Here is a 12,756-nt window from a genome sequence, read left to right on the forward strand (position 1 = left end):
CTAGAGGACGAGCTTCCGCTCGTTGGGTTCGAGGCTGTCGTAGTTCCACAACTTGCGGCCGCAGACGAACTTGCGGAAACGATCCGGACGGTCGAGCCGGTAGTTCCGGAATTTGCGGTCGATGAGTTCCTCGTCGGCCTCGGTCATCTCGGCCTCGACGCAGTCGACGCCCAGCGAGGCGACCTTGCCGCCGACGTAGATCGACCCGTCGTACATCGAGTCACCCATCCCGGGGCCTACGTCACCGCAGATGATCTGACGTCCGCGCTGCATCATGAACCCGGTCATCGAGCCGGCGTTGCCGCCGACGACGATGGTGCCGCCCTTCTGGTCGATCCCGGTGCGCGCGCCGACGTGTCCGCGGATCACCAGATCGCCGCCGCGCAGGGCGGCACCGGTCAGCGAGCCGGCGTTCTTGTCGACGACGACCACGCCGGACATCATGTTCTCCGCCGCCGACCAGCCGACCCGGCCGGTGACGTGGATCTCCGGCCCGTCGATCAGGCCGCACGCGAAGTACCCGAGGCTGCCCTCGATCCGCAGCTTGCAGCGGGTGAGCAGCCCTACCGCGATCGAGTGGCGCGCCCCCGGATTGCGTACCGTCACATCGGTGACACCCTCGTCGAACAGCAGCCTGCGCAGTTCGAGGTTGATCTGGCGGGTCGACAGGCCAGCGGCGTCCAGGTCCGCGGTCCCACCCGTGATGACAGCGGTCTTCGGCGCGGTGGCGTCCGGCTCCGCAAGGCCGCGGACGTCGTAGCGCCTGGTCGTGGGCTCGGCGGAAGCGGTCGGTTCCACCTTCGTCACCTGCTCCACACCATCACCTCCCCTTCGTACGGGTCGTACGTGTCGATTTCGCGGTTGACCACCGCACGGATGGCGCCCTCCTCGGACGCCAGCGCGACCATGTCGTCGCCTTGGTAGAGCACGAGCGGTTTCGCGGCCATCTCGTCCTTGGCCATGCCGAGGGCGTTGTCGGTGACCACCAGGTAGGTGAAGACACCGTCCAGGTCGTCCAGGCTCTGCTTCATGGCCGTCTCCAGCGGCTTCCCGTCGGCCATGCTCTGGGCCAGGTACACGGCGATGATCTCGGAGTCGCATTCGGACTGGAACCGGTGACCTTGCCGTTCGAGGCGACGCCGCCACTGGTGATAGTTGGTCAGCTGGCCGTTGTGCACCACGGCGATGTCGGAGAACGGGTAGGCCCAGTACGGGTGGGCGCCCGCGATGTCCACATCGGACTCGGTCGCCATCCGGACGTGGCCGATGGCGTGCGTGCCGGTGAAGGAGTCCAGCCGGTACTGGGCGGACACCGTCTGCGCGTCCCCGAGATCCTTCACGATCTCCAGGGAATGCCCCAGCGACAGCACCTCGGCGCCGGGGACGTCCTCGACGTAGTCGGCGAGCGGCTTCAGTTCGCCTTCGTAGCGGAAGGTCGCGCGGTAGGCGTACTCCGATTCGCTGTCGATCCGCTCGATCGTGGCCCCGGACTTGGCCAGCCGGGACTCCACTTCACGCCTGCTGCGCGCCAGGCGCTCGCCGTAGGAGAAGTCGCTGCCGTCGTTGGGATCGGCGAGCTTGAACCGCATCACGAGCAGTTCGTCGGGCTCGCCGTAGACCGCGTACCCGGTCGAGTCCGGGCCGCGGTGCTTCATGGCCTGCAGCATGCGGGCCATGTCGCTGCCGAGTGGCCCGGTGCCCTTGGAATAGATGATGCCGGCGATACCGCACATCGTGCTGATGCTCCTTTCTCTCCCCGCGTCACACGCGGGACCCGCGTTCAGGGGAGGATGTCGAGGTACTCCTTGACATCCCAGTCGGTGACGGCGGCGCAGAAGCGCTCCCACTCATCGCGCTTGTAGTGCTCGAACACGGTGTACATCTCACCGGGCAGCGCGCTGCGGATGACGTCGTCGGCTCGCAGTGCCTGGAGGGCGTCGCCGAGGGTCATGGGGATCTTGCGGACCTCCTTGCCCTGGGCCATCGCCTCGTAGATGTTGCGCTCCTCCGGCGGCCCCGGGTCGAGGTTGCGGCGGATGCCGTCGTGCATCGCCACGATGAGGCCCGCCATCGAGAGATAGGGGTTGACCGACGAGTCGACCGACCGGTACTCGAACCGGTCGGGGGCGCTGACCCGCAGCGCGGTGGTGCGGTTCTGGAAACCCCAGTCCGCGTACAACGGCGCCCAGAACCCGGTGTCCCACAGCCGCCGGTAGGAGTTCACGGTCGGCGAGCTCAGGCAGGTCAGGGCGTCCAGGTGCTCCAGCATGCCGGCGATCGACGTCAGGCCGATCTTGCTCGGCATCCGGGGGTTGTCCCCCTCGGGCAGGAACGCGTTGGTGTCGCCCTCCCAGAGGGAGATGTTGTGGTGACAGCCGTTGGCCGACACGCCCATGAACGGCTTGGGCATGAAGCAGGGGTACGCACCGAACTCACGCCCGACCTGCTTGCAGATCTGCCGGTAGGTGGTGAGCCGGTCCGCAGTGAGCTCGGCGCGGTCGAACTGCCAGTTGAGTTCGAGCTGGCCCGGCGCGTCCTCGTGGTCGCCCTGGATCATGTCCAGGCCCATGGCCTGACCGTACTCGATCACACGGTGGATGATCGGCTGCAGCTCGGCGAACTGGTCGATGTGGTAGCAGAAGGGCTTGGTCTTGCCCTCCACGGACGGCGTGCCGTCCGGGTTGAGCTTGAGCCACATCATCTCCGGCTCGGTGCCCACCCGCAGATGCAGCCCGGTCTCCGCCTCGAACTTCTGGTGGATCCGCTTCAGGTTGCCGCGGCAGTCGGAGGTGAGGTAGCCGCCGGGGTCGACGTCCTCCTCCTTGCCGCGGAAGAGCGTGCAGAACACCCGGGCGGTCTGGCGGTCCCACGGCAGCACGCAGAAGCTGTCCACATCGGGCATACCGACCAGCTCACGGGATTCGGCGCCGTAGCCGATGTAGTCGCCGTGGCGATCGGTGAACAGGTTGGCGGTCGCGCCGTAGACGAGCTGGAAGCCGTCGTGAGCGAAGCGCTCCCAGTGCCGGGCCGGAATACCCTTCCCCATGATCCGGCCGGTGACCGACACGAACTGCAGGTAGATGTATGTGACCCCCGCTTCGTCGATCTGGCGCCGGACGTCGGCGATCAGCTCGTCTCTGCCCGGTTGTGCGAGGAATGTCTCGAGATCAGTTCTCATGAAGTGTCTCCTTGTCCGGGACCTCAGCCGCCAGGACGCTGCGACGCAGAACACCCTCTGTCCACAGGCAGTGAACATCGTATCCTCAGGAGAGACAAGCCCTTGGGTTCGAACTCGGCCCGCCCCACCGCCGGGAGGAGGTGGCCACGATCCTCGGCGGAACCGGGCCGACCTGCGGGAACACAGCAGAGACGGGACACAGGACCCCTCGTGACATGGCTAAAGTGAGAGGGATCCGGACAGCGATAACCGCCGAGGCAAGGGGCATGGCAGCGCGATGACAGAAAACGACAACGCGGCCGTCGCCGGCCTCGAGGAGGCGACCGGCCTCGAGGCAGCGCTGAGCGCGGTGATCGCCGAGCGGCTCCGCGAGTTCCGGCTCATGAACGGCTGGACGGTCGGCAAACTCGCCGCGGAGAGCGGCCTGTCCAAGGGCATGCTCTCCAAGATCGAGAACATGCAGGCCTCACCCAGCCTGGCCACCCTGGCACGCCTGTCGGAGGCGCTCTCGGTCCCGGTCACCGCGTTCTTCCGGGGCCTGTCCGAGGAGCAGGACGTGGTGTACGTCAAGGCAGGCAGCGGCCTGGAGGTCCACCACAAGAGCTCCGGGCCCGGACACCGGTACCAGCTGCTGGGCACCCTGCGCGCCCCGCACGACACACTCGAACCCATCCTCGTAACGCTCACGGAACGCGCCGAGGTCTTCCCCCTGTACCAGCACGCGGGCACCGAGTTGATCTTCATGCTCTCCGGGAAGATGGAGTACTGCTACGGCAGTGCGCGCTACCTGCTCGAGCCGGGCGACGCCATCCAGTTCGTCGGCGAGGCCATGCACGGCCCCGGCGAGCTGATCTCGCTGCCGGTCCAGTTCCTGGCCGTCAAGTCCGTGACTCCCAGCAGCTGACTGTTTCACAACAGTGGACTTCGTTTACCAAGAGCAGTAGGCTGACGCTCACTGACTGATGCTCGCGTATCGCCGGCGCGACGCAGCGAAGCCGATCAGCTGGGAGTCGTCTCATGTCTGGTGGAAGTCCTGGTTCACGCGGAGTGAACGGCCACCGCAAGCGCAAGATCCGACCGGCGCGCTACTCCGCGTTGCGCCTCCTGCGCCACGGCCTGGGCCATGCGGACTGGCCGCAGGTCTGGCGCACCCATCCGCTCAAGCAGAGCTACGACGTGGTGATCATCGGTGGTGGTATCCACGGCCTCGCCACCGCGTACTACCTCGCCACCAACCACGGCATCACCAACGTGGCGGTACTGGACAAGGGGTACCTGGGTGGCGGGGGCTCCGGCAGGAACACCGCGATCCTGCGGTCCAACTACCTCACACCGGAGGGCGTTCGCTTCTACGACCGCTCGCTGCAGCTCTACCAGCACCTGGCCGCGGACCTGAACTTCAACGTGATGTTCTCGCAGCGCGGCCACATGACGCTGGCGCACAACGACAGCTCGCTGCGCACCATGCACTGGCGGGCGGAGGTGAACAAGCTCCAGGGCGTCGACTCGGAGGTCATCGACCCGGCCGAGATCAAGAAGCGGGTGCCGTTCCTGGACACCTCCGAGGACACCCGCTATCCCATCCTCGGCGCGCTCTACCACCCGCCGGGCGGCATCATCCGGCACGACGCCGTCGTCTGGGGATACGCTCGCGCCGCCGACGCCAACGGCGTGCACCTGCACCAGAACACCGAGGTCACCGGGATCGACGTCGAGGGCGATCGCGTCACCGGGGTGCGCACGAACCGGGGCCGTATCTCGACCCGGAAGGTCGTTAACTGCACCGCGGGCTGGTCGACGCTGATCTCGGACATGGCGGGTGTCGGTATGCCGGTCACCACCTCGCCGCTACAGGCGGCGGTGACCGAGCCGGTGCGGCCCTTCCTGGACACCGTGGTCGTCTCCGGCACCCTGCACGTCTACGTGAGCCAGACCGACCGCGGCGAGCTGGTGTTCGGCGCGAGCGTCGACCCGTTCACCTCGTACTCGATGCGCGGGTCGCTCGACTTCGCGGAAGGTCTGGCGGGGCACGTGCTGGAGCTGATGCCCGCGGTGTCGAAGATGCGCCTGCTGCGGCAATGGGCCGGTCTGTGCGACATGACCCCCGACTACTCGCCGATCATGGGTCCCACGCCCGTCGAAGGCTTCTACGTGGACGTCGGCTGGGGCACCTACGGCTTCAAGGCCGGGCCCGTTGCGGGCGAGGCCATGGCCGACTGCATCGCCGACGAGCGCCCCCCGGAGATCATCGCCGCCTTCGGGCTCGATCGGTTCACCTCGGGCCGCCTGGTCGGGGAAAAGGGTGCGGCCGCGGTCGGCCACTGACGCGCCGGACATCGAGCAGACGAAAGGGTTCACCCCATGATCCAGCTTCCGTGCCCGTGGTGCGGCCCACGCAACGTCAGCGAATTCCGGCACCACGGGGAGTCCACACCCCGCCCGGACACCGCGTCGACGACACCTCAGGAATGGCGGCACTACCTGTACTTCCGGCGCAACTCCTGCGGCTGGGTCGACGAGAGCTGGTACCACACCGCGGGCTGCAGACGATTCTTCCGCGTCTGCCGTCACACCAGCACCAACCAGACCCTTCCGGTGGGAGAGACGCGATGAGCCTGAAGCACACGAAAGCGGTGAACGGTACCGGCCGGATGCGCCTTGCCACGCAGCGCGGCGAGGTCATCGACCGGAGTCGCACGCTGCGCTTTTCCTTCAACGGCAAGGAGATCACCGCCCATCCCGGCGACACGATCGTCTCGGCACTCGCCGCGTCGGGCCACAGTGTGTTCTCCCGCAGCTTCAAGTACCACCGGCCACGCGGCCTGCTCACCGCGAGCTACCACGACCCCGGCTGCATGGTGCAGGTCGGCGACGAGCCCAATGTCCGTGGCGCGCACCGGCTGGTCACCGACGGCATGCGGGTCAGCTCCCAGGACACCTGGCCGTCCCTGAAGTTCGACCTCAAGGCCGCCAACGGTCTCGCGGGACGCTTCATGTCCGCCGGCTTCTACTACAAGACCTTCATGAAGCCGGAGTTCCTCTGGCCCACCTACGAGAAGATTCTGCGCCGCTTCGTGCACGCGGGTGAGATCTCGGCGGACACCCCGCACGACCATCGCGACAAGCGCTACGCCCACCCGGACGTGCTCGTCGCGGGCGGCGGGCCCGCGGGCATGGCCGCCGCCGTCGCGGCCGCCCGCGCGGGCGCCAAGGTCATGCTGGTCGAGGAGGAGCACCACCTCGGCGGGCACTTGAGGTGGGAGAACCCGCTCGCCGCGGCCGACCTGGTCAACGAGGTCAGGGCGTGCGAGAACATCGAGGTGCTGACCGACTCCGCGGTGCTGGGCCGCTACGACGAGAACTGGATCGCCGTGGTCCAGCGCCATCACGGCCGGGCACCGGAGCGTCTGATCAAAGCGCGCGCCCGCGTGCTGGTCGTCGCGGGTGGACTGATCGAGCGTCCCTATGTGTTCGAGGGCAACGACACCCCGGGCGTGATGCTGTCCACCGCGGCCCGCAGGCTGATCAATCTCTACGCGGTCAAGCCGGGGCACCGGGCGGTGGTGCTCACCGCCAACTCCTCGGGCGACGGGGCGGTGGAGGACCTCCGGCAGGCCGGCGTGGACGTGGTCCACGTCGCCGACGCCCGCGCCGGAGCGGACGTGGTGCGGGTGCACGGCAGGCGCCGGGTCAAGGCCGTCGAGCTGACCGACGGGCGCAAGGTCAACGCCGACCTGCTCATCACGGCTACCGGCTGGACCGCCCCGACCTCGCTGCTGAACATGGCCGGCGACCGCCCGGTGTACGACCCGGTCGCGGCCCGGTTCCTGCCGGGTGGCACGGCGGGCGACAACGTGATGGCGGTCGGCGGCCTCGCGGGCGACGGCACACTGGACGAACTGTGCGAGCACGCCACACTGGTGGGCACCGAAGCGGCCCGCCGAGCCGCGGGCAGCCGGGCGGCGCACCTGGCGGCGGTCCCCACGGCCCGCAACAGCCACCCGGTGGTGCGCGAACCGGAATCGCAGGCGACGGCGATCCCGTCGTTGCCCGTCCACCCCCATCCGGAACTCTTCCGCGGCCGGACCCACGGCATCGTCGACTATTCCGAGGACGTCTCCTCCAAGGACCTCCACATGGCGGTCCGGGAGGGGTACGACTCCTCCGAACTGGCGAAGCGGTACACCACCGCCACCATGGGCCCGGTCCAGGGCAAGCTGGAGACCATCAACGCGATCGCGGTGATCGCCGAGGCCACCGGACGCACCATCGCCGAGACCGGCACGACGACGTGGCGGCCGATGTACGTGCCGGTCACGCTGGGCGCGCTGGCCGGCCGGATCTTCGAACCGGTGCGCCACTCCCCCATGCAGCCGTGGCACGAGAAGCACCACGCCAAGCCGCTGGTGGCCGGCCAGTGGATCCGGCCGGAGCACTACGGTGACCCGGCCGCCGAGGTCCGCACGGTCCGGGAGGGCGTCGGCATCATCGACGTGACGCCGATCGGCAAGCTGGACCTGCGCGGTCCCGACGTGCCGAAGCTGCTGAACCTGCTGTACGTCAACAAGTGGTCGAAGCTGGGCATCGGCAAGGTCCGGTACGGGGTCATGTGCGCCGAGGACGGAGTCGTCTTCGACGACGGCGTCACCGGCCGGCTCGGCGAGGACCACTACCTGATGAGCACCACGTCCTCCGGCGCGGCGGCCGTGTGGGAATGGGTGGAGAACTGGCTGCAGACCGAACGGCCTGACTGGCAGGTGCACGTCACTCCGGTCACCACCGCCTACGCCAGCATCAACGTGGCGGGACCGCGGTCGCGGGAACTGGTCGGCAGGCTGACCGAGGGCGTTGACCTCTCCCCCGAGGCGTTCGGCTACATGCAGGTGCGCACCGGCCGGGTTGCCGGCGTGGACGACTGCGTGCTGTGGCGCATCGGATTCACCGGGGAGCTTTCCTACGAACTGCACGTCCCGGCCTCCTATGGACTGCACGTCTGGGAGGCGCTGCTGGAGCAGGGCAAGGACCTCGGCGTCCGGCCATTCGGCGTGGAGGCGCAGCGCATCCTCCGCCTCGAGAAGGGTCACCTGATCGTCGGTCAGGACACCGACGGCCTCACCAAGGCCTACAGCGCAGGCCTGGACTGGGCGATCAAGCTCGACAAGGACGACTTCGTCGGCAAGCCGGAACTGGTGTGGCAGGCCGAGGACCGCGACGGCACCCGCCTGGTCGGAATCCAGCCGACAGACGGCCGCATCGTGCCGCCGGAGGCAAGCCAGATCATTTCCGACGGCGGCCGGATCAGGGGCCGCATCACCTCGAGCCGCATGTCGCCGACCCTCGGCAGGTCCATCTGCCTGGGCCAGGTCGACGCCGATCTCGCCGCCCCTGGCTCCGTACTGACGGTCCGTCTGCCGAGCGGCAAGGACATCACGGCACGGGTCACCGAACACCTGGCACACGTCGACCCTGAGGGCACCCGGCAGAACGTCGACACCCCGGCCTCCGGCCTCAGGCCGCACGCCGCGCCGGTGGCGAGGAGCCCGATCGCGCCCGGCGACGAGGTCACCACGATCTCCGACTGGACGGTGGACGCCCGGCGCAGCATCGCCCCGCTCACCGTCGCCGACCACACCCTCCTGTCCAAGATCGCGATCAGGGCGCCGCACGACGGCGTGCTGGCGTTCGAGCTCGGCACCAAGTTCGGGCGGGCCGCCCGGGACACGAACGGCCACCTGGTCGTCGGGTCCGGCCCCGGTGAGTGGCTGGTGCTGGGTGCCCCCGGCAACCAGGACAAGCTGCTCACCTGGCTACGGAAACTGGCCGAGGAGAGCGGCGAGTTCGTCTCCGTCATCGACCTCACCCACGGCCGCGCGATGATCCGCGTGGCGGGACAGGCCAGCGCAGACCTGCTGGCCCAAGTGTGCGGGGTCGATCTGTCCGACGACATCACCCCCGACGGGGCTGCCTTCCGGACCTCGGTGGCGAAGGTGGTCACCGACGTGGTGCGCCTCGACGACGACGGCGTCCCCGGCTATCTGCTGCACTGCGAACGCTCGTCCGGCCAGTACCTCTTCGATGCCCTCCTGGCCGCCGGCGCCGAGTTCGGCGCCGGGATCGACGGCTGCGCCACCGCACCCACCCTCTGACCGAGGAGACCAGCATGCCTTTCCCCTCAGACCTGGACATCGCGCGCGGAGCCGCGCTCAAACCGCTGGACGACATCGCAGAGAGCATGGGCCTTCCGGCGCACCACCTCGAACCGTACGGACGCGACGTCATGAAGATCGGGCTGGGCGCCATCGACGAGCTCGCCGACGCCCCGCGCGCCAAGTACGTCGTGGTCAGCGCGATCACCCCGACCCCGCTCGGCGAGGGCAAGACCACCACGACGGTCGGCCTCGGCCAGGGGTTCAAGCACATCGGCAAGCGTGCCACGGTCGCCATCCGGCAGCCGTCCATGGGGCCGACGTTCGGCATCAAGGGCGGCGCGGCGGGCGGCGGCTACAGCCAGGTCGTGCCCATGGAGCTGCTCAACCTGCATCTCACCGGCGACATGCACGCCGTCACCGCGGCCCACAACCTGCTCGCCGCCGTGATCGACAACCACATATTCCAGGGCAACCGACTGGACCTGGACCAGCACAACATCACCTGGCGCCGCGTGCTCGACGTCAACGACCGCGCGCTGCGCAACATCCTGGTCGGCCTCGGTGGTCGGGGTGACGGCGTACCGCGGCAGACCGGTTTCGACATCACGGCCGCCTCGGAGGTGATGGCGGCGCTGGCGATGACCACCTCGCTGGAAGACCTGCGGGAGCGGCTCGGCCGGATCGTGGTCGGCTACGACCGGGGCGGCGCACCGGTGACCGCCGAACAACTCGAGGCCGCCGGGTCGATGGCCGTGCTGCTGCGGGAGGCGATCAAGCCGAATTTGTTGCAGACCTTGGAGAACACGCCGGTGCTGGTGCACGCCGGGCCGTTCGGCAACATCGCGACCGGCAACTCCTCCGTGGTCGCCGACCGGATCGGCATCCGGGCGGGCGACTTCCTGATCACCGAGGCCGGATTCGGCGCCGACATGGGCGCCGAGCGGTTCTTCAACATCAAGTGCCGCGCGTCGGGGCTCTCCCCCGATGCCGCGGTCGTGGTGGCCACGGTCCGGGCCCTCAAGGCGCACTCCGGCAAGTACCGCATCGTCGCGGGCAGGCCCTTGCCGCCGGAACTGCTGCAGGAGAACCCCGAGGCCGTCGCGGCGGGCGCGGCCAACCTGCGCAAGCAGATCGAGAACATCCGGCTGCACGGGGTGTCGCCGGTGGTGGCGATCAACGCCTTTCCGGACGACCACGCCTCGGAGCACGCCGTCATCCGGGAGATCGCCGAGGAGATGGGGGCCCGTGCCGCGGTGTGCACCAACTTCGCCGAGGGCGGTCGGGGTGCGGCCGAACTGGCCGAGGCGGTCGCGGAAGCCGCGGAGGAGCCCACCGACTTCCGCTTCCTCTACCCCGACGAGGCGACGTTGAGGGAGAAGATCGAGACGGTGGCGACGAAGGTATACGGCGCGGCCAACGTGCAGTACTCGCCGCACGCCCAGCAACAGCTGGACACCTACGAGCGGGCCGGCTTCGGCAACTTGCCGGTCTGTATCGCCAAGACGCACCTGTCGATCTCCTCCGACCCGAAGCTCAAGGGCGCCCCGACCGGCTGGACTCTGCCGGTGCGGGAGGTACGGGCGTCCGTCGGAGCCGGCTTCGTCTACCCCATCTGCGGCGACATGCGCACCATGCCGGGGCTGGGCAGCTCGCCCGCGGCGTCCCGGATCGATCTCGACCCGACCGGTGCCGTCGTCGGTCTGTCATGACCGCACTGGCCGACGATACGGTCGCCGGATTCCTGGACGCGCTGGCCGCCCGGAAGTCCGCCCCTTCGGCGGGCGCGGCTGCCGCCCTCACCGCGGGGGCGGCAGCCGCGTTGGCCACCATGGCCGTCCGGTTCTCCGACGGCGCGCAAAGCGAGGTCGCCGCGCACGCCGACCGGCTGCGCGCGGAGGTGCTCTCGCTGGCCGATGCCGACGGCGTCGCCTACGCCGCCGTGCTCGAGGCGGTGCGGCTGCCCCGGGGCAGCCCTGACCGCCAGAAGCGGATCGGGCAGGCCGTCCTGACCGCCACGGAGGTCCCGCTGCGCATCGCCGAGAAGGCGGCCGCGATCGCGGCCTTGGCGGCACGGGCCGCGGTCGAGGGCAACCCGCGGCTGAGCGGTGACGCGCAGGCGGGGGCCCTGCTGGCCGAAGGAGCGACCCGGGCGGCCGCGCGGATCGTGTGGATCAACCGCGACCTGGGCGGGCTCGACGCAACCTGGACGGAGCGCGCCGAGGGGTGTCTTGAGGTGGCGCGCCAGGCGGTGACCACAGCGACGGGGAGTACACCATGAGCGCACCTGTCATTGATGGTCGCGGATATGCCCGCGACCTCCACGATTCCCTCACCGCCGAGGTGCGTTCGCTGGTGGCGCAGGGCGCACGGCCAGGCCTGGCCACGGTGGTCGCCGGGGACAGCTACCCGGCGCACGCTTACGAGCGCAGAGTGCGGCGGCTGGCCGAGGAGTTGGGGGTCCACTACGTACGGGAGCATCTGCCGCCGGAGGTCACGGAGGCGGACGCCATCTCGGCGGTCGGCAAGCTGGACGCGGATCCGCGCGTGTCCGGGATCCTGATCCTGCGCCCGCTCCCGCCGCAGGTGTCGGAGGCGGCGCTCTACCGCGCGCTGGACCCCCTCAAGGACATCGAGGCGGTGCACCCGGTCAACGCCGGCCTGCTGGCCCTGGGCAGACCCCGGTTCGTGCCTTCGACCCCGGCCTCGGCGTTCCACCTGCTCGACCGCCATCTCCTGGAGTCGGGCCGTGACCCGGCGGAGGTGTACCAGCGGAGCAACGTGGTTGTGGTGGGGCGGTCGGCCAACGTCGGCAAGCCCGCGCTGACCCTGGCGATGGAGCGCGGCGCGACCGTCCTGTCCTGCGACGTGCACAGCTACTCATCCGGCCTGCTCTACCAGCACACTCGGATGGCCGACATCCTCATCGTGGCGACCGGCGTGCCTGGGCTGGTGCAGGGCGAACACGTCAAGGACGGTGTGATCGCGGTGGACGTCGGTATCAATCCGGTGATGGACCCGGAGACCGGCCGGGTCTGCCTGGTGGGTGACCTGGACTTCCCGTCGGTCGCCGCGAAGGCTCAGGCGATCACCCCGGTGCCGGGCGGCGTCGGTCCGATCACCGACGTGTGGCTGCTGCGCAACACGGTCGCCGCGGCCCGGCTGCAGCTCAGCGTGTCCGCGAGCCGCCCACTGCTCGAGGGGCTCAGCCTGCTCACCGCGGACGCCCAACTGGCCCGCACCGGCACCGACTGACGCCCCACCAGCACCTGGCGGCACGGCCGGTTGACCGGTCAAGCCGCGCGTCGACATCGCCGACGCTCTGTCCGCCGACGCGTACGCCGCACACTGCGCCCCCACACAAGGAGACCGCCGATGACCCTTCTCAACCAATCCCTGCACGAGCTCGACCCGGACGTGGCCGCCGCGGTC

The 12,756-nt window shown here is 69.2% G+C and carries 10 protein-coding genes; 7 read left to right on the plus strand and 3 right to left on the minus strand.

Annotated elements, in window-relative coordinates:
* Genes ACY34J_RS06710 through ACY34J_RS06720 form a run of 3 tightly spaced genes read right to left on the minus strand, consistent with a single transcriptional unit; the run spans nt 1 to nt 3,178 of the window.
* A complete protein-coding gene (locus ACY34J_RS06710; protein ID WP_462725719.1) occupies nt 1-816 on the minus strand; it encodes a GltB/FmdC/FwdC-like GXGXG domain-containing protein in 816 nt (271 codons plus the stop codon).
* Nucleotides 804-1,733, minus strand: coding sequence for a class II glutamine amidotransferase (locus tag ACY34J_RS06715; RefSeq protein ID WP_462725720.1), 930 nt, complete (start codon nt 1,731-1,733; stop codon nt 804-806). The genes ACY34J_RS06710 and ACY34J_RS06715 overlap by 13 nt, the downstream gene beginning before the upstream one ends.
* 47 nt (nt 1,734-1,780) lie before the next feature.
* Nucleotides 1,781-3,178 carry a glutamine synthetase family protein gene (locus ACY34J_RS06720; protein WP_462725721.1) on the minus strand — a complete coding sequence of 466 codons (1,398 nt, stop codon included), beginning with the start codon at nt 3,176-3,178 and terminating at the stop codon, nt 1,781-1,783.
* Between the two features lie 277 nt (nt 3,179-3,455).
* Here ACY34J_RS06720 and ACY34J_RS06725 point away from each other — a divergent pair, with 277 nt between their 5' ends.
* The 7 genes from ACY34J_RS06725 to ACY34J_RS06755 all read left to right on the plus strand — a co-directional run bounded on the left by ACY34J_RS06725 (nt 3,456) and on the right by ACY34J_RS06755 (nt 12,579).
* Complete coding sequence (locus tag ACY34J_RS06725; RefSeq protein ID WP_462725722.1) at nt 3,456-4,082, plus strand: helix-turn-helix domain-containing protein; 627 nt, start codon at nt 3,456-3,458, stop codon at nt 4,080-4,082.
* Between the two features lie 191 nt (nt 4,083-4,273).
* Entirely contained in the window at nt 4,274-5,503 is a 1,230-nt protein-coding gene (locus ACY34J_RS06730; RefSeq protein ID WP_462725731.1) for an FAD-dependent oxidoreductase, read from the plus strand.
* A gap of 36 nt (nt 5,504-5,539) precedes the next feature.
* Nucleotides 5,540-5,791 carry a sarcosine oxidase subunit delta gene (locus ACY34J_RS06735; RefSeq protein WP_462725723.1) on the plus strand — a complete coding sequence of 84 codons (252 nt, stop codon included), beginning with the start codon at nt 5,540-5,542 and terminating at the stop codon, nt 5,789-5,791.
* On the plus strand, nt 5,788-9,324 hold the full coding sequence (locus tag ACY34J_RS06740; protein ID WP_462725724.1) for a 2Fe-2S iron-sulfur cluster-binding protein: 3,537 nt from the start codon (nt 5,788-5,790) through the stop codon (nt 9,322-9,324). Before ACY34J_RS06735 ends, ACY34J_RS06740 begins: the two co-directional genes overlap by 4 nt.
* Nucleotides 9,325-9,338: 14 nt before the next feature.
* A complete protein-coding gene (locus tag ACY34J_RS06745; protein ID WP_462725725.1) occupies nt 9,339-11,036 on the plus strand; it encodes a formate--tetrahydrofolate ligase in 1,698 nt (565 codons plus the stop codon).
* Nucleotides 11,033-11,605 carry a cyclodeaminase/cyclohydrolase family protein gene (locus tag ACY34J_RS06750; RefSeq protein ID WP_462725726.1) on the plus strand — a complete coding sequence of 191 codons (573 nt, stop codon included), beginning with the start codon at nt 11,033-11,035 and terminating at the stop codon, nt 11,603-11,605. Before ACY34J_RS06745 ends, ACY34J_RS06750 begins: the two co-directional genes overlap by 4 nt.
* Entirely contained in the window at nt 11,602-12,579 is a 978-nt protein-coding gene (locus ACY34J_RS06755; RefSeq protein ID WP_462725727.1) for a bifunctional 5,10-methylenetetrahydrofolate dehydrogenase/5,10-methenyltetrahydrofolate cyclohydrolase, read from the plus strand. Before ACY34J_RS06750 ends, ACY34J_RS06755 begins: the two co-directional genes overlap by 4 nt.
* Nucleotides 12,580-12,756: the final 177 nt, after the last annotated feature.

Source organism: Streptomyces sp. HSS9-12 (assembly GCF_054963655.1).

Coding starts and splice junctions, on each gene's coding strand:
- ACY34J_RS06750 (WP_462725726.1), top strand. CDS start 11,033: ATGACCGCACTGGCCGACGATACGGTCGCCGGATTCCTGGACGCGCTG.
- ACY34J_RS06725 (WP_462725722.1), top strand. CDS start 3,456: ATGACAGAAAACGACAACGCGGCCGTCGCCGGCCTCGAGGAGGCGACC.
- ACY34J_RS06755 (WP_462725727.1), top strand. CDS start 11,602: ATGAGCGCACCTGTCATTGATGGTCGCGGATATGCCCGCGACCTCCAC.
- ACY34J_RS06735 (WP_462725723.1), top strand. CDS start 5,540: ATGATCCAGCTTCCGTGCCCGTGGTGCGGCCCACGCAACGTCAGCGAA.
- ACY34J_RS06745 (WP_462725725.1), top strand. CDS start 9,339: ATGCCTTTCCCCTCAGACCTGGACATCGCGCGCGGAGCCGCGCTCAAA.
- ACY34J_RS06720 (WP_462725721.1), bottom strand. CDS start 3,178: ATGAGAACTGATCTCGAGACATTCCTCGCACAACCGGGCAGAGACGAG.
- ACY34J_RS06740 (WP_462725724.1), top strand. CDS start 5,788: ATGAGCCTGAAGCACACGAAAGCGGTGAACGGTACCGGCCGGATGCGC.
- ACY34J_RS06715 (WP_462725720.1), bottom strand. CDS start 1,733: ATGTGCGGTATCGCCGGCATCATCTATTCCAAGGGCACCGGGCCACTC.